The following is a 21,930-nucleotide window of genomic DNA, read 5'->3' on the forward strand; positions in this document are numbered from 1 at the left end:
CGACATAACGCGGTCTGGTACAATGACTTGCTCGAGCAATTCGACAATTCTCGGTCCGGATTCGGCCAGAATCCAAGAAACGATACCCCCAGAGATCCTGAGCTTCGATCGCCGAACAGGGTTAGTTGCTTTTGTACTACCACAGGACCCTCCAGTTCAAAACCGTCGACAGTAACTATTAGAAATAGGATACTGATTGTACTTGTAAAATTTGAAGTTTATATTTAATCGAGATAGTTATTGGTTCCCTCGTTCGTCCGGGTACGACTTCCTCTATCGTCAACGACCCCAGATGGTGACAAAGGTTTTACATTCGGTCCGACAACTCTCGGACGTTCCATGAGTCACATCGTCGTCGCGCTCGGCGGAAACGCGATACTCGAGGGGGGAAAGGGGACGATTGCTGAGCAGCGCCGACGCGTCCGTCAAACTGTGTCCCAGATCGGAAAACTCGGCGATCGAGGATACGACCTGATCGTCACACACGGAAACGGTCCGCAGGTGGGACAGCTGCTCTTACAAAACGAGGAGTCACAGTCGATCGACCGGAAACCCCTGGACGTCCTGGTCGCCGAATCCCAGGCCCAGATCGGCTATCTACTCCAGCAGGAACTCCACAACGTGCTCGAGACGACCCCCGTAACGCTCGTCACTCGAACGCTGGTGGACGACGACGATCCGGCGTTCGAGAACCCGACGAAGCGAATCGGTCCGTTCTACGGGGAAACGGAGGCCGAACGAAAGGAGTTTCCGACGCGGCCCGACACAGACGGGGCTGGAAACGTTCGGTATCGGCGCGTCGTTCCGTCCCCGGCCCCCCTCGAGATCCTCGAAACCGAACACGTCGAGACCCTGCTGGAAACGGGACGGCCGGTCGTCTGCGTCGGCGGCGGAGGCGTACCGGTCGTGAAAACGACGGACGGCTTCGCCGGCGTGGAGGCCGTCGTCGACAAGGATCTCGCCTCCAGAACGCTCGCAAACGACATCGGGATCGGGGAACTCCTGTTCCTGACTGACGTCGAGGCCGCGTATCGAAACTTCGGCACCGAAGATCAGGAGCTGCTGTCCCGGATCACCGCCGAAGAGGCCGCCGAACTCCTCGAGGCGGGGGAGTTCGGCGAGGGGAGCATGGCGCCGAAAGTCGAGGCCGCGATCGCGTTCGTGGAAAACGGGGGCAGCCGGGCAATCATCACCGCAACCACGGCGGTGACCGAAGCGCTCGATGGGGAAACGGGGACGACGATCGTCCCGTCGTCCGACTCGGGGTGAGGACGTCGCCCGTAACGAAGAAATAATAATTACGGATCCGGGACAAGATCCGGACGATGAAACAGTTGATTGACATTCGTGACCTGACTCGCGAGGAGATCGAATCGCTGTTCGAACGCACCGACCAGCTGAAATCCACGCCGGTGAAGTTCTCCTCGGCGCTGAAAAACCGGACGCTCGTGATGCTGTTCGCGAAACCCTCGACGCGGACGCGGCTGTCCTTCGAGACGGGAATGACACAGCTGGGAGGTCACGCCATCTTCTTCGAGATGGAGGAGTCCCAGCTCGGGCGGGGCGAGCCGATAGCCGACACGAGTAAAGTGATGTCCAGGTACGAGGACGCGATCATGGCCCGGCTGTTCGACCACGATGAGATCGTCGAACTGGCCGAGCACGCGAGCGTACCTGTCATCAATGGGCTGACCGACTTCCTCCACCCGTGTCAGGCGCTCACGGATCTGTACACGCTGTACGAGCGAGACCTGCTGGACACTGTCGCGTTCGTTGGCGACGGAAACAACGTCGCACACTCGCTGATGCAGGCCTGTGGGAAGCTGGAGGTGAGCTGTCGGGTCGCGACGCCGCCGGAGATGGAGCCGGACGAAACGATCCAGGATCGAGTTCGGGACGCCGACGTCGTAGTGACCAACGACCCATACGAAGCCGTCGACGGAGCCACCGCGGTGTACACCGACGTGTGGGTGAGCATGGGTGAAGAGGAGCGGCGCGAGGAGAAGCTCGCCGCGTTCGAGGGGTTCCAGGTGGATCGGGAACTGATGGCCGCCGCCCGCGAGGACGCCGTGTTCATGCACTGTCTCCCGGCACACCGCGGCGAGGAGGTGACCGCAGAGGTCATCGACGGTCCGCAATCGATCGTCTTCGATCAGGCCGAAAACAGGATGCACGTCCAGAAGGCATTGCTCTACACGCTGCTCGAGAAGTGAGCGTCTTACAGAGGGACAAGTCTCCATCACACGTTCGCGTTGGTCTGTGGGGCGGCTTTGCAGACGAGAGGGGGAAGAGAGCTTCGGTCGAAATCTCGACGGTTACTCCCGCGACTCTCGCAGACCCCGTTGTCTGCTGAAGGGTCCACTGAAGTACTCCGCCAGAGGCATGTCGAAGTAGTCCAGAGGATCGACGTCCCCGATCGATCCATCCGCGATCGACTCGAAAGTAGTCATGAACCCCTCGACCGAGACCTTCACCATGGTTCCGAGCGCCTTCTGTCCGCGATCGTCACTCTGGTGGGACACCTCGTAGAGCATTCCGGCGGCGTCGGTTCGGGGAGCCAGCCCGTCGAGGTAAGAACCCCAGAGCGGCCCGTAGCCGAACCGGGTTAGCGTGTTGAACAGGCCGTATCCGAAGTCCTGCATCCGCTCGTTGACGAGCTGGTTGAGCTGGAGCGACCGGGTCTGTGCGTCCTCGGACATGTAGGGGTTCCCGTCGCCGACGTACCCGGCGTAGTCATATTCGTCCTCGCGGATGTAGTGTGGGCCGAACGGGGCCATCACACTCATGACGGACTGCCATTGGGGTCCGCCGCCTTTCTCGGGGGTTTCCGGATGGAGCGCCGGCGTCTGGTGGTGATGCGTGATCGCCCAGTCCGGATCGGCCTCCATGTACGACTCGGTAACGGCCTGGTTTTCGGGGTTGACGTTCGTCCCCATACTCCACAGGACGTCGTACGGGTTCTCGTCGACTGACGGATCCTTCAGATCTAGCGGCACTTCCTCGATGGGGATGTCGAGGTACGCGAGTTCCTCCTCCTCGTCGACGACGTTCCACCACGCTTCCTGTTCGTCGAACGGGTCGTGGCCGAGAAGGTTGAACCCGCGGTTCAGATCGTAGCCTGGATGATCCGCCCAGTAGTAGTAGGAGTTCGCGTTCTTGTACCGCGTATCACCCTCCTCCCACTCGTTCGTGTTGATCCGTCGCTGCCGGAACTCTCCCTCGTCGCCGAGTCCGTCCTCGCCGACGAAGTTCGATCCGTCGGGATTGACCCGCGGCATCATCGTGATCGTCAGGTTGTCGAGGATTTCCTCGACCTGCGGGGAGTTCCCCCTGGCCAGCCGCTGGAGAATCCTCACCATGGCCTCGGGCCCCGTAGGTTCGTCGCCGTGGATCTGATTGATGATGTGGACGCTCTCGTTGCCGTCCCCGATCGTGACCTCCCAGATCGGGTCCTCCCGTCCGGCGGACGTACCCACCTGCTGCAGTTCCACGCGGTCGCTCCGTTTGTCGATCTGCTGTAGCCGCTCGCCGAGTTGTTCGTTGTCCAGATACCCGCTGTAGTTGACTGCCCGTTCGTTCGGCGCCCAGGGCCCCCCTGGACGGTAATCCCTCGCCTGTGCTCCGGTCGTCCCTATCAGGGCGAAGGTGCCCACTGCCGCCCCGGTCTTGAGGAACTGTCTTCGGTGCATGGTAACACCTGAAGAGTGTTATTTGTGACCACCCCACATAATATTTTTGTCAAGAAAAATATTTTTCAAAATAGTCATAGTCGGTAGGTCTGAGACCAAAACTCGGTGACCGCTGACGGTAGGTTTCGATCCCAGCTACCGAAAAAGACCCGTGATACCGTCGGGATCGACTTGTGGCTTCTGAAAACCGTTCGAATACCGTCTCACAGCCCGAGAACGTCGGCGTGTGCCTCCAGTGCCGCCTCGAAGTCGAGATCGCCCCGCTCCTCGATCTCGTACCGGACGCGCACGATCGGCGTGTCGACGTCGACGATCTTCGAGAGGTCGATCGGCGTACCGGCAAGCACGACGTCGCAGTCGACGTTCGCGATCGACTGCTCCAGCTCCGCGAGCTGTCGCTTGCTGTAGCCCATCGCCGGGAGGACGTTTCCGAGATGCTCGTACTCTCCGAACACCTCGGCGATGCTGCCGACGGCGTGAGGCCGTGGATCGACGATTTCGCTCGCTCCGAACTGCTCGGCCGCGATCGATGCCGCCCCCACCGAGGTACCGCCGTGGGTGAGCGTAGGTCCGTCCTCGACGGCGAGGACGCGCGCGTTCCGAACCGCCGCCTCGTCCTCGACCGTGATGACCGAATCCGCGTGGATGATCCCCGCGTCGGGGTTCGTCGCCTCGACGTTGTCGACGATCGTCTGGATGTCCACCTCGTCTGCGGTGTTCTCCTTGTTGATCACGACGTAGTCGGCGATCCGGAGGTTCGCCTCCCCGGGGTGATACCGCAGCTCGTGTCCCGGCCGGTGTGGATCCGCGAGCACGAAGTGGACGTCGGGGACGTAAAACGGGAGTTCGTTGTTGCCGCCGTCCCACAGGAGGATGTCGGCCTCCTTCTCGACCTCTGTGAGGATCTCCTCGTAATCGACGCCGGCGTAGACGACGTGTCCCTGCTCGATGTGGTGTTCGTACTCCTCGCGCTCTTCGATGGTGACGTCGTGACGTTCGAGGTCTTCGAGCGTTTCGAACCGCTGGACGCGCTGTTTCTCGAGGTCGCCGTACGGCATCGGCTCGCGAACCACGACCACCTCCTTGTCAGACCGCTCCCGGAGGAGGGAGGTAAGCTTTCGCGCCGCCTGAGACTTGCCACAGCCGGTCCGGACAGCGTCGACCGCGACGACGGGGATGTCGGCCTCGTACATCATCCGCGTGCCGACGAGATGGAAGTCGGCCCCTGCCGAGATCGCGCGCGAGGCCTGGTTCATCACGTACTCGTGAGAGAGATCCGAGTACGACAGCACGACCTCGTCGACGTCCCGTTCTCTGACGATCGTTTCCAGCTCGGACTCCGGAAGGATCGGTATCCCGTCGGGATAGTTCTCTCCCGCGAGCGAGGCCGGATACGTCCGCTCGGGAACCTCGTCGAGTTCGCCGATGTTCTGGGAAAACGTCTGCGTAAACGCGACAACTTCGTGCTCGTCGTCCCCGCGAAACACCGAGTTGAAGTCGTGGAAGTCCCGCCCCGCAGCACCCATGATGACGACTCTTCGGGTCATGTGGTTTGAACAAAACGTTCATGGCATATAATTATATATTTTCGGTTTCTGGATCCCTTCGCGCCAGAATCAACAGACAAAATATAAACTACAATATCGTTTCTTACATCCGACCTAACGCTCTATTCGGCAGTTCACGTACGAGACTGAATATGGCATTATTACACCAGAACGAGTTCAATTAAGCGTATCCAATATATATAATCAGGCCGAAATCACAGCGTCGTGTTAAAAACAAATTCTTGTTTATTAGGATAATTATCAAATCTAAAAGGAGTCATCCAACGGGAAAGATACACAGTGTCGAAAATTTCTCAGCAACTGAATCCGAGCGACATACTTTTAGGTTCTCCTAAAAGACGTACTGGCAACGATGGCTCCTCGCGTCTCTCGAAGCCCGTCACGACGCCCCAGTTGGGCGCCGGAATCGCTGCCATGGACTGAATCGGCGGCAGGGACGTCAGTTGGAGGATCACATGTCTCACAGTAAACCACTGCAACACGACCGGTCGGAACTCCGAACGACCGCCCCGAGAGCCGAAAGCGAGAGCACACAGCCCCCGGAAACTGGTGGGGAAACACTGCTCGAACTCGACGGCGTGTTCAAAGAGTACGACGCCGAGACAGCGGTCGAAGACGTCTCGTTGACCGTCAAACAGGGGGAGCTTTTGACCCTCCTGGGCCCGTCCGGCTGTGGGAAGACGACGACGCTGCGTCTCATCGCCGGACTCGAACGGCCGACACGCGGGCGCGTCACGATTGGGGGAGAGACCGTCGCCGACAGCTCGACGTTCGTCACCCCCGAAACTCGGGACGTCGGGATCGTGTTTCAGGACTTCGCGCTGTTCCCCCATCTGACCGTCCGGGAGAACGTCGGGTTCGGTCTGACCGATGCCGACGAGGAGGAGGCGGACGCCAGAGTCGAGGAACTGCTCGACCTGGTGAATCTCCCGGAACACGGCGAAAAGACACCGGATCAGCTCTCCGGGGGACAGAAACAACGGGTCGCACTCGCCAGGTCGCTGGCACCGGAGCCGGAGGTGTTGTTGCTCGACGAGCCGTTCTCGAACCTCGACGTCCGTCTCCGCGTGGAGATGCGCGAGGAGGTCCGACGGATCCTCAAGGAGGCAGGGGTTACTGCCGTCTCGGTCACCCACGACCAGGAGGAGGCGCTGTCGATCTCCGATCGGGTCGCGGTGATGAACGAGGGACACCTCGAACAGATCGGCGATCCGGCCGCCGTGTTCGAACAGCCCGAATCGAAGTTCGTCGCCTCCTTCCTCGGGCGAGCGAGTTTCTTGGAAGGGCGGTTATCGGACGGAAAAGTCGAAACGGGAATCGGACGGTTCGACGCCGCGACGCTCGAAGGCTACGACACCACCTACGACAACGCTCCAGTCGACGTGCTCGTGCGTCCCGACGACGTGCGGGCGACGCCCGCGGCTGGAGCTGACGCCGACGGCTACGTGCTCCGTCGTCAGTACGTCGGTCCGTCGTTCATCTATCGGGTCGAACTCGACTCCGGCGAGATCGTCCACTGCCTCCACAACCACGTCGAGAACTTCGAAACAGATCAGCGAGTGGCGGTGGATCTCGTCGCCGACCACCCGCTCGCGTGGTATCCCAGACAGGAAGAGCCGCAGCGATAGCCCGATCAGGCTAGCACGAGCGGAACGCCGAAGGCGACCGCGAGTCCAACGAGCAGTACGACCAGTCCGATGCCGACCTGTTTCGTCGTAAACTCCTGCATCGGGGCGGTGACGCGCGCGTCCGGGTCCGGTTCGTCGTCGTGGTCTGCCATACTCGACGGTGCGTACGGCGGGTACTAAAACGCATCCGTTCGATGCTCGCCCGACTCGACTGTGGCGGGACGGCAACGCCCGGTCAGCGGCGCCACGTCGGACAGGTCCAATGACGAGAAATTGAGGAAAGCGTTTATATCAACATACGCATACTATAGGGACGAGAACTGGGGAGTTACAAATGATGATGAATAACGGTTGGTGGGGAAGAGTCGACGAGGGCACTCGGAGAATCGATGAATTCGGATGCCGCTGAGCTTTCGGCGCCCTCCGGGGCGGAAAACGAGGTCGGGGACGAAGCGTACGACCTCACGAAAGACGAGATATTCGGAACGCTGAGCAACGCCCGACGGCGATACGTACTTTCGGAGCTGAAGCGGTCTCCCGACGGCGAATCGACGATACGGGACCTCTCGAGTACGATCGCCGGACTGGAAAACGGTGTGGCTCCACACGAAGTGACGTACGCACAGCGCAAGCGGGTGTACACGTCGCTGTATCAGTCACACGTGCCACAGCTCGCCCGCCGGGGCATCGTCGACTACGACGCCCGCAGCGGGACGGTCAGCTTGACTGACGTCGCAAACACCTTCGACGTCTACCTGGAAGTCGTCGAGGAGAAGGAGCTGACGTGGGCCGAGTTCTACGTGCTCCTGTCGATATTTTCCGGCGTACTCCTGGGTGCAGTCACCCTCGAGGCGGTGTTTTTCGCCAGTTTGTCCGGCCTCGCTGCGGCGACGATCATCGCAGTGGCGTTCGCGAGTGCGTCGATCGCACAGCTGTATCAGACGCGAAAGAACCGGCTTTGACCCGCGTCGATCGCCCGGTCACGGCGACAGCGCTTCGAGGGTCGCGTCGATCGCGTCCCGGTCGGCGCCCCGCGGGAACGACACCGTGACGGCGTCGACTCCCTCGAGCGCCTCGAACTCTGCGACCCGCGATGCGACCGCCTCGGGCGTCCCCGCGGCCGCGAGTTCCTCGAGGAGATCGTCGTCGATCGCAGAGAGCGCGGCCCGTCGGTTACCCTCCTGCCAGGCGTCGTGGATTCGGGTTGCGGTCTCCTCGTACCCCTGCCGGGCCAGCGCGTCGCGGTAGAACGTCCCCATCCCGCCGACGTAGAAGGCGAGATGCTGCCGGACGAGGTCGCGAGCCGGTTCGGGATCCGGAAGCGCACAGCAGGTAACCGAGAGGGTGACCCGCACGGAGTCGACATCCCGGCCGCCGAGCTCAACACCGCGTCGCAGATCCTCCAGCCGATCTGCGAGCCCGTCGGGCGTCAAAAGCAGCGCGTGCCACCCGTCGGCGAACCGGCCCGCCAGCTCGACCGACTTCGGCCCGAGCCCGGCGGCGTCGACCGGCGGTGCCGGCTCGGGTGGATCGAACCGGAGCCGGAACCCCGAGAGATCGAACAGCTCCCCGTCGTAGTCGAGCTCCTCGCCCGCACAGACCGCCCGGACGATTTCGACGTACTCCCGGGTCCGCCGAAGCGGGCGCTCGAACGACTGACCGTGCCAGTTTTGGATCACGGCCGGTCCGGAGGGGCCCAGGCCGACACGGAACCGCCCGTCGCTGGCTTCATGCAGCGTCGCGGCGGTCTGACCGACCAGCGCCGGCGATCGGGAGTAGACGTTGGTGATGCTGGTTCCGAGACCGATCTCGTCGGTTCGTTCGGCGGCGACCGAAAGCGTCGTCACCGCGTCCCGCCCCCACGTCTCCGGGAGCCATACCCGGTCGTAGCCCGCGTCTTCGGCCCGTTCGACCATCGAGACGATCGCCTCGAGTGACGGCTGTGCGGCCACCGGCAACGAAAGGTCGCGTGCGGCGTCCATGTCCGGGACTGCTCACAGGAGACACAAGAAGATAGGGGAGGATCCCCCATCTTCAGGGGACTGGCGCCCAATCGAAACCCATGGAGCTGTTCTGGCATCGGCGGGACCTCAGGATCGCCGACAACCGGGGGCTTGCGGCCGCGGGAGACGGCAGTAGCGAGGCCGCCTCGATATTCGTCTTCGACGACGCTGTCCTGGAACACGCAGCCTCACCGCGAGTCGCGTTCATGCTCGATGCGCTGTCGGCGCTGCGGGAACAGTATCGGGAGCACGACTCGCAGCTACTGATCGCCCGTGGCGATCCGGCGACGATTCTGCCGAACGTTGCGACGGAGCTGGAGGTCGACCGAGTCGTCTGGAACCGCGACTACTCCGGGCTCGCCCGCGAACGCGATGCCGGCGTTCGTCGGGCACTCGACGCGGTCGATCTCCCCCGAGAGTCGTTTCACGATGCGGTCCACCACGACCCCGACGCGATCCGGACGAACGCCGGCGATCCCTACTCGGTGTTTACCTACTACTGGAAGAAATGGCGCGATCGGGAGAAAGACTCGCCGTATCCGCCCCCGAATCCTGACGACCTCGTCGACGCCGAGCGCGTCCGGAACCTGACTTCGGCACTCGAGTGTGCGCTGGAAACGCTCCCGTCGATCGATGAGCTCGGATTCTCCGAGCCCGACGCGGAGATCCAGTCGGCCGGTACGGAGGCGTCCAGACGGCGACTTCGGGAGTTCTGTGACGGGCCGATCTGCCGGTACGAACACCGCCGGGACTACCCGGCCGACGGGACGACCTCGCGGCTGTCGGCCGACCTGAAGTGGGGAACGATCGGCGTCCGCGAGGTGTGGGAGGCGACCGTCGAGGCGGCCGAAGCGATCGAGGCGAGAGAAGACAGCGAGGGCGACGACGGCACCGACGGCGACGACGGCACCGTCGGCGCGGAGAAACGCGAATCGGTCGAGGAGTTCCAGTCACAGCTCGCCTGGCGAGAGTTCTACACACAGGTGCTGTTTCACAACCCCGAGGTCGTCTCGGAAAACTATCGCGAGTACGAGAACCCGATCGAGTGGGAGAACGATCCCGAACTGATCGACGCCTGGAAGGACGGCGAGACCGGGTATCCGATCGTCGACGCCGGGATGCGACAGCTCCGGACAGAGGCGTACATGCACAACCGGGTGCGGATGATCGTCGCCTCCTTTCTCACGAAGGACCTGCTCGTCGACTGGCGGTACGGCTACGAGTGGTTCAAACAGAAGCTCGCGGATCACGACACCGGAAACGACACCGGTGGCTGGCAGTGGGCCGCCTCGACCGGGACCGACGCCCAGCCGTACTTCCGGATCTTCAATCCCATGACACAGGGCGAGCGGTACGACCCCGACGCGGAGTACATTCAGACGTACGTGCCGGAGCTTGCGGGGGTGGATCCGGAGGTCATCCACGAGTGGCACGAGCTGTCGGAGACGGAGCGACATCGGATCGCGCCCGGCTATCCCGAACCGATCGTGGACCACTCGAGGCGCCGCGAGCTGGCGCTGGAGATGTTCGAGCGGGCGCGGGGGGAAGAGAACTGACCGCGACTGGTCTCCCGCAAACGGCCGGAAGGACCGTTCTCACCGCCGTTGCAGGTCGTGGAAGCTGATCCCCACTCGCCGCAACCCCAGCAGGATGCAGAACGTCATCCCGATAAACAGCGTCGAGAGCGCGGACACCAGCTCCAGGTTCGCCTCCTTCGTCCAGAGGTGGAACACCTCGATTGCGATCACTTCCGTCCCCGAGGTGTACGTCATGATCGGGATCGTGAGCAGCTGGAAGATGTGGATGAGAAGGTAAAACCAGACGACTGCTGCGGTGTTTCTGAAAAGCGGGAGGAACACCTCCCGGATCCCCTGGAGCCACGACGCGCCGAACACCCGGGCCGACTCCTCCAGCTCGTCGTGGATCTGGACGACGTTCCCGATCGCGATCCGCGAGGCGTACGGAATGAAGACGATAATCGACCCGATCATGATGATCCACAGCGTCCCGTACAGGTCGAAGATCGGGTGTATCTTCCCGACCCACAGTCCGGTGAAGATGACCGCAGTGCCCATGATGATCCCCGGCACCGCCAGCGGCGACAGAGTGAGGAAATCGACGACCCCACGCCCACGGTACTCGGTCCGTTCGGTGTAGTACGCGACCGACACGACAAGCGCAGTCCCGAGCGTCGCACCCCCCAGCGAGATGGTGATACTGTTCAGAAACGCCCGCCGAACGTTCCGGTCGGTCACTGCCTCGAGGTAATGCGCCAGCGTGAGATCCGAAAGCGTCGGGATCCCGGTCCAGAAGGAGTGAAACGAGACGAGGACCATGACGAGAACCGGGAGCACCCACACGAAGAAGAGCACGACCCAGATAGAGAGCGCCAGCGGCCAGCCCCATGTGCCGAGCTCCCACTTCTTGGGCCTGTACGATCGGCCGGTCACGGTCATGTAGTCGGCCTTGCGGCTCGTCACCGACCGGTAGTACCAGGTCAGAACCGCTGTCACCGCAATGAGGCTAAATGACAGCGCCGCCGCCTGGCCGTACTCCGGGGGTGCCCGAAGCGAGACCGCAGACCAGATGGCAGTCGCGTACACGTCGAACCCCTCCGGCGCTCCCAGGATCGCGACCACGGAGAACTCGCCGAGCCCGCGGAGAAACGTCACCGTGATCGCAGCCAGGATCGCCGGCACGACCAGGGGGAAGCTAACCGACCTGAGCGTCCGAAAGATGCCCGCCCCGTGGATACGGCTCACCTCTTCGAGTCCGGGATCCATCTGCTGGAGCGCCGGGGCCGTCAGCAAATAAAACGAGGTCACCGCGTTGATGCCGACGACGAACGCGATCCCCCACCCGCTGAAGAGATGACTCGCCGCCGCGTCGACGCCGGGTATCCAGCTCAGCGCCGACGTCACGAGCCCGCTGTCGGGGCCGTACGTCGCGATGTACATGATCGCGTAGATGTATCCCGGGACCGCATATGGGGACACGATCACCAGTTCCATCGCCCCCCGCGTCGGCAGATCGGTGCGGACGAAGAGCCAGGCGAACCCCAGACCGAACGTCATCGCGATCAGCGTCATGCCGACGGCGACGAAAAGCGAGTTCGCGAACAGGCCGGTCACGTCGTACACCCGCTGGATGTACACGAGCTCGAAGTTCTCCAGCGTGAACGACCCGCTGAAATCCCCCGGAAACGCCGACCAGAGGCTCGACCACAGCAGGAAGACGAGCGGGACCACCGTCAACACCCCGATCGCGACCACGGCCGAACCGAGGGTGACGCGTTCGATGAGGTCCCCCCGGGTCACGTTCCCCCCCGTTTCGGGATCGGTGCCCGGCAACGCACCCCGCGCACGGACGGCCAGCTCGCCCAGGACGTTCACTGTCGTTTCGACCGCTTTCTTGCCGTCCATCAGTGTTGCGAACGCGATATCGGTGGCCCGAACAGGTCCGGCGGCGGTCCGAACGGGGCCGACGGCAGCCCGGCTCGAACCGGACCGTCGACTGCGCGGTTCACCGATCCTCGATTACGGTTTCGATCACTCGTTCACCCACAGCGGTGTACTGTCCCTCTTCCTCGAAAGTGACCAGGGAGACGTCGGCGTCGAAAAGCTCCTCGTAGTACGGATCGACGTCGAGATCGGAGTAGTCGACGTCGAGCCGGCTGGGGGCAAACAGCTCGACGTCCTCGAGGATTCGGCGCTGGACCGACTCCTCGAGGGCCGCACTCAAGAGGAACCGGGCGGCCCACGGGTGCGGGGCCTCGCTGTTGATCGCCAGGTGTCCGGAGCTCATCAGCGCCTGAATTCCCTCGGGGTAGTGGTTCTCGACCGGCAGATCGTCCATCACCTGACGGACCGTCCACGGGAAGTTGTAGAACATAACTGGGACGTTCCCCTGGCCGACCTCCCTGGCGCCTCGCGTGTGGCTCTCGACGCCTTTGAACTCGAGGTGATCCATCATCTCGCGCAGCCACTCCTCGTCGTCCATGCCGAGCTGGTCGGCGTGGTGTCGGACGATCCAGCCGATTCGACTCGGAACCACATACGAGGGCAAACACGTCTCGAGCCCCTCGTACTGGTCGTCCAGCAGGTCGTTCCAGGTGTCCGGATACTCGAGACCGCGCTCCGTGAATATCTCCGAGTTGATCGCCATGCACGTCGACGGACCGCCGTTGAGCGCCGACACGTACCAGGGCTCGGTCATCTCTCCGGGGAGCACCTCGGAGAACCAGAAGTTCTCGTCGATGCCGAGCTCGTAGTAGTCGCCCGCCTCCATGTCCTCCTCGTGGATCTGATCGTACAGTGCCGTCCCCTGTGAGATGATGTCGGCCTGGTCGCGGTCGGCCTGTCGCTCCTGGATCACTCGCTGGGCGACGTCTCCGCCGTCGCTGACGTACAGGTCCGGGTCGAGGCTGGTCCCGAACTCCTCATTGACGACGTCCACCAGCTGGACCCACGCGTCGCGGGTGCCGGCCGCCGCGTAGATCGTAACGTCGGTGTCGTCGCCGACGACCGCCGCCAGCTCCTCGGTCGTCCACGGCGTCTCGGGCGCGTTCTCCGCGTCGGGTTCCCCGTCGTCGGTAGTTCCGAGAAGTCCCGTACAGCCTGCGAGTGCGGTCAGCGCTGCCACGCCTCCTCCGGCGACGACGGCGCGCCGCGAGTGGGGCGCCGATACCCCGCCCCGGTTCCTTCCGCCGTGGGTTCCCGTGTCCCCCTCCGACACAGCACCGGATCCGAGACTCCTTTCCATGTTATAGGATTTTTGTAATAGGTAATAAAAATCTTCCGTTGTAGCTCTCGCGGGACCCACTGGACCTCACAGAGACAGCTTCGAATCCACGAACAGTTCCTCGGGATCGTACTCCCGGAGAATCAATCCCTGATCGTGGGCGTACTGGACGAATTTCGCCAGCTCGCGCCGGGTCTTCTCAGTGACCCCGTACTCCCACACCTTCTCGTCGGGCCCCAGAACCTGACGCTGTTTCGCGGCCTCGATGTGTCCCCACGTGAGCGCCATGTGGGTGCTGGGGCTCCGGGCGCGTTCGAGCCCTACATCGCGCGCCTCACGGAAGGCGTCGTAGAGGTTCACCGCCGCCCAGGGATGGTCCGCCAGCACGTCGTCGCGGATCGCCACCACGTGCATGATCGGGTGGATGCCCGTCTCCTCGAAGTACGCGCGTTCTTCGGCTTTTGGGTCGTCGAACACGAACTCTACCTCGTCGGCGTCGGCGACGTCGTGAAACAGCGACCCGGCCGGGTCCATGACCGCGTCCAGCTCGCCGGCAAACAGCAGCTCCCGCATGTCCCGGGGATCGTCGACGGCGTCGGATTCTCTGTCCCCGGAGACCGGCCGGACGTCGAATCGATCGGGGAGCTCGACGGGAACGTCGTCCCCGCGCCGACGGACCCAGGTCACGTCCTCGAGATCGAGGTCGTAGTGTTTCGCACAGATTCCACGCAGCCAGACGTTGGCCGTCGTCTGCCAGGACTGCACCCCGACCGTCTTTCCTTCGAGGTCGGCCGGCTCCGTCACGTCGGCGTCGACGTGCTTGTAGAAAAACGAGTGGCGAAAGCGCCTGCTCGGGAACACGGGGATCGCCGTGAATGGATACTCCTCGGGCTCGGCGCGCGAGGAGAGGTACGACGCTAGCGATACCTCGCAGACGTCGAACTCGCCGTGCCGGAAGAACCGGCGGTGACGCCGAGGGGGATACTCCGTCATCGCGGTTAGATCGATCCCTTTCGGCTGGACTTCGCCCGTCAAGAGCGCCCGGGTGAGGTCGCTGTCGCTCCCGCAGAAGGTCAGCTCCACTGACATGCCGGGAACTGCTCAGGTGGGCGCCCTAGTTCTGTCGGTGTGTTCAGCCGTCACCGGGAGGTGGGACCCGTCCGCCAGTTATTAGTCTCAGTCGCCGACACGGCGACGTATGGCGGTCGAACTCACGCTCAGCTGTGACGACACAGATCTCACCCGGGCGCTGCTTTCGGGCGAGGTGGACCCCGACGGGATCGACCTCGCAACGGACACGACCTACCCGCCCCGGCGTCACCGCCGGTTCTGCCGGACCGACGCCTACGACGTCGCGGAACTGTGTCTCGCCTCCTACGTCGCCTCCCGATCCGACCCCGATCGGTACCCGTTCACGGCGCTTCCGGTCTATCCGAGCAAGACGTTCAGGCACGCTTTCTTTTATAAACACGTCGGCGCGGACGTGAACGCCCCGGCAGATCTCGCGGGAAAGACGGTCGGCGTCCAGTCCTGGCAAACGGCGGCCAACGTCTGGATGCGCGGGATCGCACGGGAGCACCACGGGCTCGATCTCGAGGACGTGACTTGGTACCGTCGCCGGCAAGACGACGTCGAAAGGCCCGTCCCCGACCGGTTCGAGGTCCGGCCGGTGCCGGGATCCCAGGACGGCGACGCGATCGAGGAGCCGCGCGACATGCGTGAGCTGCTGTTTGCCGGCGAACTGGATGCAGTCATGGACCCGTCGGGCTCCCTGCTCGAGGCAGTTTTCGAGGCCGACGACGTGAAGTTCGTGTTCGACGACCCGCTGGCGGCCGAACGTGCCTACTACGAGGAGACGAGAATTCACCCGATCATGCACGTGGTGGCGATTCGCGACGACGTGCTCGAAGCGCACCCGTGGGTCGCAAAGAGCGTCTACGAGGTGTTCTGCGAGGCACGCGACCTCGGACTCGACCGGGTGCGACGACCGAGTTACAACATGTCGTTGACGTGGGCACACCTCCACCGGCTCGAACAGCGCGACATCATGGGTCCCGGCGAGGACGTCTGGGAGTACGGCCTCACAGATCGGACGCGACGCGAGCTGGCGAAGTTCCTCGAGTACGCCCACGAGCAGGGGATCGCCGATCGAGAGTACGAGCCCGAGGAACTGTTCGTCGACGTGGACGAATAGACACCCTCTTGGTTCCGAGACCGAACGATAACGCATGACGCAGTCGACGCCGACCGACCGTTTCGACGAGATCGACGGGATCGAGTCCAAGGCCCTCCTGAAGCCGAAGCCGATCGCGCTCGTGGTGACGCAAAGCGAGACCGAGGGACCGAACCTGATGACCGCGGGGTGGTGGATGACGGCCGGATACAACCCGTTCCGGTACATGTTGGGCGTCAGCCAGAAGACGTACACCTACGACATCATCGAGGAGAACCCCGAGTTCGTCCTGTCGGTGCCGTCGACGGAGTTGATCGACGCGATGGTACTCTCCGGAATGGTCAGCGGCCGGGAACTCGACAAGATCGAGCACCTGGACCTCGAGACGATCCCCGGCGCGGAGATCGACGTCCCGATCCTCGCGGACGCCGTCGGCAACATCGAGTGCACGGTGCTCGACTCCTTCGAGTTCGAGAACACCACCTACTACTTCGGGAGCGTCGAGAAGGCGTGGGTCACCGAAGGGGGCATGGACGGCCGTCTGCTCTCGCTGGAGGAAGACGTGCTCGCATACATGGGTAGCGACTGGGTTGGCGACGACGAAACCAAACACCGCTTTTACGCCGACCTGGGCCCCGAGGACCTCGAGTCGTTCCCGGGCGACGAGGTGCTCGAGAGCCTTCCCGAGGAGCTACAGGAGAAACACCGATAGGACGGGACGACGGTTATTCGCCCGTCGGGTACACGACGACGGTTATTCGCCCGTCGGGTACAGTTTGATGGCTTCTGCGGACGCCCGAAGGAGAACGCGATCCCCACGATCGAAGTCGTGGATGTGGTCCGATCGGACGACCACCTCGGCGTCGGCGTCCTCGAAGCCGACGGTCATTTCGTAGAGATCCCCCGAGAGACCGGCCGCGAGAACCGTCCCTCGGTGCGAGAGGCCGTCCGTCGGTTGGTCTTCCGTAGCGACGGCGAAACCGCCGGTCTCGGCTCCGGAGGCGCGACCGCCGTCGACTGCCGACGGCCGTCGAACGGTGGCGTCCCGTGGGCGGAGGAAGCAGTGAACCTGTCCACCGATCTCGCCGGCGGAGACGACGTCGACGCCCTCGACTGGGACTGCCCCGAGTGCGGTCCGAACGACGCGAGTCCCCTCCGCGCCACGTTCGATCGACCCGTCGAGGCGGTTCCAGTGGCCGACAAAGTCGCGGGTGAACGCCGAAGACGGGCGACGATACAGCTCTTCCGGCGCCCCCCGCTCGACGATCTCCCCCTCGTTCATCACCAGCACCTTGTCCGCGAGGTAGAACGCTTCCTCCTGGTCGTGTGTCACGTACAGCATGCTGACACCGACCTCCTGTTGGAGCTTCTGGAGCTCGTAGCGCATGGTCGCCCGGAGCTTCTTGTCGAGGTTCGACAGCGGCTCGTCGAGCAACAAAAGGTCCGGATCGTGCGCCAGCGCGCGGGCGAGGGCGGTGCGTTGCTGCTGTCCGCCGCTGAGATCCGTCGCGGGCTGGTGTTTCAGCGCCGCGATGTCGACCAGTTCGAGCAGATGATCCACCCGGGATTCGTACTCGTCTTTCGAAAACGAGTGGTCGGCGTACTTCAGCGGGAACACCACGTTCTCGTACACGGACTTGTGTGGCCAGATCGCGTAGTTCTGGTACACCATGCCGATTTCGCGATCCTCCGGCGGCCGCGAGACGTCCGCCGAGAAGACCGTCTCGCCGTCGATGATAATCTCTCCCGCGTCGGGAGTCTCCACGCCCGCAATACACCGCAGGGTCGTGGTCTTCCCGCACCCGCTGGGGCCCAGTAGCGCCACGATCTCGTCTTCGGCGACGTCGAAACTGACCGCCGAGAGGATCGACTCCGTCCCGAAGCTCTTGTCGAGATCCCGTACCTGGAGCCGCGTCGTCTCTGTCATGTGTGAGGGATGTGGTCTGGTCGGTGTCCCGGGAATCCGACCGTCCGTATTCCACATTACAAGTTCTATGTAATAAGCGATGGGGGTTTCGGGCCGTTCGGTGCGACTATGGTTCGCCGGTGGAAATCCACGGGCATGCTCGACCTCTCGCTTGCGTGTGGCCGGTACGAGTGGACCCGGGGCCTGTGGGACGGAAGCGTTTCGCCGGAGGGGATCGACCTGTCGACCCTCGAGTACCACAACCCGGAGCGGTTCGCACGAATGGCGAACAACCTGGAGTTCGACGCCTGTGAACTCTCCATGGGCACGTATCTCGCAACCCGGTCCCGACCGGAACGGTATCCGTTTACGGCGATCCCGGTGTTCCCACACCGGCGGTTTCGACATTCGTACATTTACAGACGGACGGACGCGGATATCGACGGCCCGCAGGATCTGGAGGGGAAACGCGTCGGCGTCGTGAACTGGCAGACGACGACCGGAATCTGGCAGCGCGGAATCTTGCGCGAGCAGTACGGGGTCGACACGACCGACGTCGACTGGCACCGCGTCGGCTCCGAAATCGTCCCGATCGAGGTACCCGGCGAGTACACGGTGACGGACCTCGACCCGGGCGGAGGAACCGTTCCGTACATGGAGGAGTTGCTCGGATCCGGAGAACTCGATGCGGTGTTGCATCCCGTGCCGTTGCAGATTCCGGCGGCCGAGCGCCTGTTCGAAGATCCCATCGCCGAGGAGCAAGCCTACTTCGAAGAAACCGGAATTTTTCCGATCATGCACGCGATCGTCCTGAAAAACGAACTCCTGGCAGACCACCCGTGGCTCGTCCAGAAACTGTACGACGCCTTCGAGAACGCGAAACGCGAGTGTCTCCGGCGGCTGGAGCGTCCTCAGTGGATCCCGCTCCTGTGGGCCGACATCCACGCCGAGCGCCAGCGCGACCTGCTCGAGGATCCCTGGGAGTACGGGCTGACGGAGTCCAACCGGACCGTCCTGAACACCCTGGTGGAGTACGCCCACCGACAGGGAATCGCAGACCGTCGATACGACCTCGAAGAACTGTTCGCCACCGAATCGCTGGAAATCGGCACGTTCGGCTGAGTGCTGCCGCTCCGAAGTGACCCCAAAACGGAAAAACGATCCTGAAAGACCGATTGCTTCCGCAGTTATTTGTCGTCCGGGCTGAACCGGGACGCGAGTTTTGCGAACGGACTCTGCGTCTGTGACAGCAGTTCCGAATCGACTGTTCCCATCAACTGTGCATTTTCGAACGAGCGTGTGCTCTTTTGCGACATCGTATACAATATTACTACCTTTGGCCGGATAAACCTTTTTGTACATAGTCTTTCAGTCGGTAAAATAGACCAAACGTTCATGCAATAGTTCAAAAAATAATGATCGATCCGCCGCTGCGCTGGAGAGTATTGGTCCGCGAAGAATTGCTCCTACGTTCGATCACTACCCGGCGTCAGTCTGAGCGCACAGGCGGGACGTCGCTCGCTTCGATCGCGTCGTCGGGAACGGTCCCATCAGAACTCCAGCCGCGTTCCTCGTAGTACTCGTCGATCGCGGCCTCGAGGTCGGGGATGTCGTAGGGGAGTCGATCGTCCTCGCGGTCCATCCCCCGTTTGTTGTTGAAGTGACGCTCCCGTTCGACCGTCCGGGCGCCGACGGCGAGCAGTTCCTCGTACTCGGTTCCAAGCAGCGTCGCCAGCCGGTCGTCTGTGATGTAATCGCTCGAGAACGCACAGATGATCGCCGAATCCCGCACCGCGTTGCGGTTCTCTTTTCTCGCCAGCAGTTCGCTTTTCCCGAGGGTTCCTTCCGGGTCGATTTCGCCGTTGTACTCCGGACCCAACATCCCGCCGTACATGTGGTCTGCACCGCGGTTGGCCACCGCATACGACAGCCCTTGGCCGTGGAGCACCCGGCCGTCGTGGGCAGCGAACTCCATGCCCTTCACCGTGTAGTTGTCGACGCCGAGTTCCCCGTGAGCACGGGCGACACCCTCCGCGAGCAAGTCGCCGATCCCCTCCCGGCGTGCGATCTGTTCTGTCACCTCGCGTGCGAGTTCGGCGTCGCCGAAGGCGTCCTCGCTTTTCAGGTAGGCGGCGACAGTGACGCCCGCCGAGATGGTGTCCATCCCGAGTTCGTCACACAGCTCGTTGGCCTTCATCACGTCCACGATGTCGCCGACCCCCTGGCTCGAGCCGAAGGCGTACACCGTTTCGAACTCCGGCCCCTCGGTCTCGATTCCTTCCGCCTCGTCGCGGGTCGGGAGTTTGCAGGCGTAGGCACACGACGAGCAGGTGCCGGTGCGGTACTTCTTTTCTTCGACTGCGTCGCCGCCGATCCCGGCAGCGTCTTCGAAGTGGTACTCCTCGAAGTATCTGGTTGGAAGCGAGAAGTTCTCGTTTATGAACTCCGTGCCGCCGGTGGTGCCCTGGCGTTTCATTCGGTCGTCCGACGTCGCAGCCTCCCGGTGGATCTCCGACTCCGGCGGATCGGGGATCTCGATCTCGGGCCGGGATTCCCCCGCGAACGTGACACACTTGACGTTCTTCGATCCGAGCACCGCGCCGAGGCCACCGCGTCCGAACGCCCGCGAGTCGAACGTCATCACCGACGCGAACCGGACCAGGTTCTCGCCGGCGGGGCCGATGGCGATGCAGTGTTCCGGCCCGAGGTCGTGGTGCTCCTCCATGTAATCTGAGGTCGCAGAAACCGTCGCTCCTTCGAGTTCGGGAACGGGTTCGAACGTGACCCGTGGGTCGCCGTCCCCGTCGGGATCGCGAACGTGTATCGCAAGCAGCTCGTCGCTCTTCCCGGTGACCTCGAAGACGGAGTAGCCGGTGTCGGCGAAGTTACGCGAGAGGAAGCCGCCGGCGTTCGTCGAGGCAAGCCCGTCGGAAAGCGGCGACAGCCCGGTCATCGACATGCGTCCGGTGAACGACGTTTGACTCACCTGCAACGGCCCCGTCGCGAGGTACACCCGGTTTTCGGGCCCGAACGGATCGGCGTCGAACGGGATCCGCTCGTGGGCCAGGGCGGTCGCGACCGCCCGGCCGCCAACGTGCGTCTCGAGGAGGTCGTCGATCTCGGTCGCGGTTGCGGTCCGCTCGCTCACGTCGACTGTGAGAAGCGGCCCCTTCGCGTGGAGCATGGTCAAATTGACCGGCGGGACCAGCATAAACGCTGGCGTGGGGGGTGGTCTCTGCCGGAACCGACCGGATGCAAGGGAATCGTCGAAACCGGGATCACCGCTCGCTTCCGGTGCCGACCCCGGGGATCGCGGTTTTCCGTTCGACCCACCCCATCACGTTTGAGGCTGTAAGCACCAAGGCGAGATACAGCAGGCCGACCACGACAAAGATCGCGGTGTACCGGAACGTGTCTGAAGCGATGGCGAACGCCCGGTAGTACAGTTCGGGGACGGTGATGAACGCCGCGAGCGAGGAGTACTTGATCAGGTAGACGAACTCGTTGGTCCAGGAGGGGATCGCGTACCGGAGCCCCTGCGGGAGGACGACGTAGTAGATCGTCTCGATCTTCGAGAGTCCGATCGCCCGGCCGGCGGTGATCTGCCCGAGATCGACGCTTTCGAGCGCCCCACGGATGTACTCCGCCTGGTAGGCGGCGCCGTTCAGGATGAACCCGACAATGGCGACCCACACGACGTTTCGGGGGAACACCCCATCGAGGAACGATGGCACGTATCCGCCGAGGTTGAGCCCGAAGTGAAGCACGAACAGCTGTGCGAGAAGCGGTGTTCCCCGGAGCAGTTCCGTGTATCCGAGCGAAGCGTACGCCGTGTAGTTACCGTACACCCGCGCCACCGCGAGCGGCACCGCGATGAAGAAGCCGACGAAGAGGCTCGACAGGGTTATCAACACCGTGAGCCACAGTCCCCCCGCGAGCCGGGGAAGCGTCTCGACTGCGAAGGCGATCCCGTCGGCGTACGCTCCCAGTACCGGCAGCCCGGCGAGACCCGCCTCGATCGCCGCCGGGGGAACCACCGGCTCCCCGTCGGGAACGAACGGCTCGCCGAGCCACCGGTTCACCCACCGGAACAGCACCCAGCCCCAGAACACCACGCCCGCGACGTACAACGCCATCCGACCGGCAGAGGGCGTCGCCTCGTCGACCCGGTCTCGGACAGTCGTGGGGCGAGTGGTGCCGGCCGGAGTGGTGGTGTCGGACAT

The 21,930-nt window shown here is 63.1% G+C and carries 18 protein-coding genes; 8 read left to right on the forward strand and 10 right to left on the reverse strand.

Annotated elements, in window-relative coordinates:
- Positions 1-339: 339 nt before the first annotated feature.
- Positions 340-1,269: a carbamate kinase gene (gene arcC / locus AArcCO_RS11525; protein WP_259533637.1), complete on the forward strand. Its 930-nt coding sequence runs from the start codon at positions 340-342 to the stop codon at positions 1,267-1,269.
- Between the two features lie 56 nt (positions 1,270-1,325).
- The gene (gene argF / locus AArcCO_RS11530) at positions 1,326-2,213 is read left to right on the forward strand and encodes an ornithine carbamoyltransferase (protein ID WP_259533638.1); all 888 of its coding nucleotides are present in this window, start codon (positions 1,326-1,328) and stop codon (positions 2,211-2,213) included.
- A 102-nt stretch (positions 2,214-2,315) separates the two neighbouring features.
- Here the strand turns inward: argF and AArcCO_RS11535 are convergent, their stop codons facing one another.
- Positions 2,316-3,689 carry a M14 family metallopeptidase gene (locus AArcCO_RS11535; protein WP_259533639.1) on the reverse strand — a complete coding sequence of 458 codons (1,374 nt, stop codon included), beginning with the start codon at positions 3,687-3,689 and terminating at the stop codon, positions 2,316-2,318.
- A 203-nt stretch (positions 3,690-3,892) separates the two neighbouring features.
- Entirely contained in the window at positions 3,893-5,236 is a 1,344-nt protein-coding gene (locus AArcCO_RS11540; RefSeq protein ID WP_259533640.1) for a cyclic 2,3-diphosphoglycerate synthase, read from the reverse strand.
- 476 nt (positions 5,237-5,712) lie between these two features.
- On the opposite strand from AArcCO_RS11540, the gene AArcCO_RS11545 reads away from it, so the two are divergent.
- The gene (locus AArcCO_RS11545; protein ID WP_259533641.1) at positions 5,713-6,885 is read left to right on the forward strand and encodes an ABC transporter ATP-binding protein; all 1,173 of its coding nucleotides are present in this window, start codon (positions 5,713-5,715) and stop codon (positions 6,883-6,885) included.
- Positions 6,886-6,890: 5 nt separating this feature from the next.
- On the opposite strand, the gene AArcCO_RS11550 is transcribed toward AArcCO_RS11545, so the two are convergent.
- On the reverse strand, positions 6,891-7,037 hold the full coding sequence (locus tag AArcCO_RS11550) for a DUF7550 family protein (protein WP_259533642.1): 147 nt from the start codon (positions 7,035-7,037) through the stop codon (positions 6,891-6,893).
- 237 nt (positions 7,038-7,274) lie between these two features.
- Here AArcCO_RS11550 and AArcCO_RS11555 point away from each other — a divergent pair, with 237 nt between their 5' ends.
- Positions 7,275-7,847: a DUF7344 domain-containing protein gene (locus AArcCO_RS11555; protein ID WP_259533643.1), complete on the forward strand. Its 573-nt coding sequence runs from the start codon at positions 7,275-7,277 to the stop codon at positions 7,845-7,847.
- 18 nt (positions 7,848-7,865) lie between these two features.
- Here the strand turns inward: AArcCO_RS11555 and AArcCO_RS11560 are convergent, their stop codons facing one another.
- Positions 7,866-8,867 carry a TIGR04024 family LLM class F420-dependent oxidoreductase gene (locus AArcCO_RS11560; RefSeq protein WP_259533645.1) on the reverse strand — a complete coding sequence of 334 codons (1,002 nt, stop codon included), beginning with the start codon at positions 8,865-8,867 and terminating at the stop codon, positions 7,866-7,868.
- Positions 8,868-8,947: 80 nt separating this feature from the next.
- Between AArcCO_RS11560 and AArcCO_RS11565 the strand changes: the two genes are divergently transcribed.
- The gene (locus tag AArcCO_RS11565; protein WP_259533646.1) at positions 8,948-10,444 is read left to right on the forward strand and encodes a cryptochrome/photolyase family protein; all 1,497 of its coding nucleotides are present in this window, start codon (positions 8,948-8,950) and stop codon (positions 10,442-10,444) included.
- Between the two features lie 39 nt (positions 10,445-10,483).
- Here AArcCO_RS11565 and AArcCO_RS11570 read toward each other — a convergent pair whose 3' ends face one another.
- The 3 genes from AArcCO_RS11570 to AArcCO_RS11580 all read right to left on the reverse strand — a co-directional run bounded on the left by AArcCO_RS11570 (position 10,484) and on the right by AArcCO_RS11580 (position 14,717).
- Positions 10,484-12,310, reverse strand: coding sequence for an ABC transporter permease (locus tag AArcCO_RS11570; RefSeq protein ID WP_259533648.1), 1,827 nt, complete (start codon positions 12,308-12,310; stop codon positions 10,484-10,486).
- A 100-nt stretch (positions 12,311-12,410) separates the two neighbouring features.
- Positions 12,411-13,649: a transporter gene (locus tag AArcCO_RS11575; RefSeq protein ID WP_259533649.1), complete on the reverse strand. Its 1,239-nt coding sequence runs from the start codon at positions 13,647-13,649 to the stop codon at positions 12,411-12,413.
- 66 nt (positions 13,650-13,715) lie between these two features.
- A complete protein-coding gene (locus tag AArcCO_RS11580) occupies positions 13,716-14,717 on the reverse strand; it encodes a substrate-binding domain-containing protein (RefSeq protein ID WP_259533650.1) in 1,002 nt (333 codons plus the stop codon).
- A gap of 109 nt (positions 14,718-14,826) precedes the next feature.
- Between AArcCO_RS11580 and AArcCO_RS11585 the strand changes: the two genes are divergently transcribed.
- Together AArcCO_RS11585 and AArcCO_RS11590 are read left to right on the forward strand one after the other, a co-directional pair.
- Positions 14,827-15,822 (forward strand): substrate-binding domain-containing protein, encoded by a 996-nt coding sequence (locus AArcCO_RS11585; protein ID WP_259533651.1) that lies wholly within the window; start codon positions 14,827-14,829, stop codon positions 15,820-15,822.
- A 34-nt stretch (positions 15,823-15,856) separates the two neighbouring features.
- Positions 15,857-16,513, forward strand: coding sequence for a flavin reductase family protein (locus AArcCO_RS11590; protein WP_259533653.1), 657 nt, complete (start codon positions 15,857-15,859; stop codon positions 16,511-16,513).
- 42 nt (positions 16,514-16,555) lie between these two features.
- Here AArcCO_RS11590 and AArcCO_RS11595 read toward each other — a convergent pair whose 3' ends face one another.
- On the reverse strand, positions 16,556-17,728 hold the full coding sequence (locus AArcCO_RS11595; protein ID WP_259533654.1) for an ABC transporter ATP-binding protein: 1,173 nt from the start codon (positions 17,726-17,728) through the stop codon (positions 16,556-16,558).
- A 108-nt stretch (positions 17,729-17,836) separates the two neighbouring features.
- Between AArcCO_RS11595 and AArcCO_RS11600 the strand changes: the two genes are divergently transcribed.
- Positions 17,837-18,829 carry an ABC transporter substrate-binding protein gene (locus AArcCO_RS11600; RefSeq protein ID WP_259533655.1) on the forward strand — a complete coding sequence of 331 codons (993 nt, stop codon included), beginning with the start codon at positions 17,837-17,839 and terminating at the stop codon, positions 18,827-18,829.
- 367 nt (positions 18,830-19,196) lie between these two features.
- Here AArcCO_RS11600 and AArcCO_RS11605 read toward each other — a convergent pair whose 3' ends face one another.
- Positions 19,197-20,891: an aldehyde ferredoxin oxidoreductase family protein gene (locus tag AArcCO_RS11605; protein WP_259533657.1), complete on the reverse strand. Its 1,695-nt coding sequence runs from the start codon at positions 20,889-20,891 to the stop codon at positions 19,197-19,199.
- A gap of 94 nt (positions 20,892-20,985) precedes the next feature.
- Positions 20,986-21,930, reverse strand: a complete 945-nt coding sequence (locus tag AArcCO_RS11610) for an amino acid ABC transporter permease (RefSeq protein ID WP_259533658.1) — start codon at positions 21,928-21,930, stop codon at positions 20,986-20,988.

The sequence above is a fragment of the Halalkaliarchaeum sp. AArc-CO genome, assembly GCF_024972735.1.
In the GTDB taxonomy this organism is placed as follows: domain Archaea; phylum Halobacteriota; class Halobacteria; order Halobacteriales; family Haloferacaceae; genus Halalkaliarchaeum.

Bases quoted from the DNA above. Each gene is read 5' to 3' on its own strand.
- AArcCO_RS11545 (WP_259533641.1), top strand. From the start codon at position 5,713: ATGTCTCACAGTAAACCACTGCAACACGACCGGTCGGAACTCCGAACG.
- arcC (WP_259533637.1), top strand. From the start codon at position 340: ATGAGTCACATCGTCGTCGCGCTCGGCGGAAACGCGATACTCGAGGGG.
- AArcCO_RS11570 (WP_259533648.1), bottom strand. From the start codon at position 12,310: ATGGACGGCAAGAAAGCGGTCGAAACGACAGTGAACGTCCTGGGCGAG.
- AArcCO_RS11595 (WP_259533654.1), bottom strand. From the start codon at position 17,728: ATGACAGAGACGACGCGGCTCCAGGTACGGGATCTCGACAAGAGCTTC.
- argF (WP_259533638.1), top strand. From the start codon at position 1,326: ATGAAACAGTTGATTGACATTCGTGACCTGACTCGCGAGGAGATCGAA.
- AArcCO_RS11580 (WP_259533650.1), bottom strand. From the start codon at position 14,717: ATGTCAGTGGAGCTGACCTTCTGCGGGAGCGACAGCGACCTCACCCGG.
- AArcCO_RS11585 (WP_259533651.1), top strand. From the start codon at position 14,827: ATGGCGGTCGAACTCACGCTCAGCTGTGACGACACAGATCTCACCCGG.
- AArcCO_RS11565 (WP_259533646.1), top strand. From the start codon at position 8,948: ATGGAGCTGTTCTGGCATCGGCGGGACCTCAGGATCGCCGACAACCGG.
- AArcCO_RS11550 (WP_259533642.1), bottom strand. From the start codon at position 7,037: ATGGCAGACCACGACGACGAACCGGACCCGGACGCGCGCGTCACCGCC.
- AArcCO_RS11610 (WP_259533658.1), bottom strand. From the start codon at position 21,930: ATGTCCGACACCACCACTCCGGCCGGCACCACTCGCCCCACGACTGTC.
- AArcCO_RS11605 (WP_259533657.1), bottom strand. From the start codon at position 20,891: ATGCTCCACGCGAAGGGGCCGCTTCTCACAGTCGACGTGAGCGAGCGG.
- AArcCO_RS11555 (WP_259533643.1), top strand. From the start codon at position 7,275: ATGAATTCGGATGCCGCTGAGCTTTCGGCGCCCTCCGGGGCGGAAAAC.
- AArcCO_RS11600 (WP_259533655.1), top strand. From the start codon at position 17,837: ATGGTTCGCCGGTGGAAATCCACGGGCATGCTCGACCTCTCGCTTGCG.
- AArcCO_RS11575 (WP_259533649.1), bottom strand. From the start codon at position 13,649: ATGGAAAGGAGTCTCGGATCCGGTGCTGTGTCGGAGGGGGACACGGGA.
- AArcCO_RS11540 (WP_259533640.1), bottom strand. From the start codon at position 5,236: ATGACCCGAAGAGTCGTCATCATGGGTGCTGCGGGGCGGGACTTCCAC.
- AArcCO_RS11560 (WP_259533645.1), bottom strand. From the start codon at position 8,867: ATGGACGCCGCACGCGACCTTTCGTTGCCGGTGGCCGCACAGCCGTCA.
- AArcCO_RS11590 (WP_259533653.1), top strand. From the start codon at position 15,857: ATGACGCAGTCGACGCCGACCGACCGTTTCGACGAGATCGACGGGATC.
- AArcCO_RS11535 (WP_259533639.1), bottom strand. From the start codon at position 3,689: ATGCACCGAAGACAGTTCCTCAAGACCGGGGCGGCAGTGGGCACCTTC.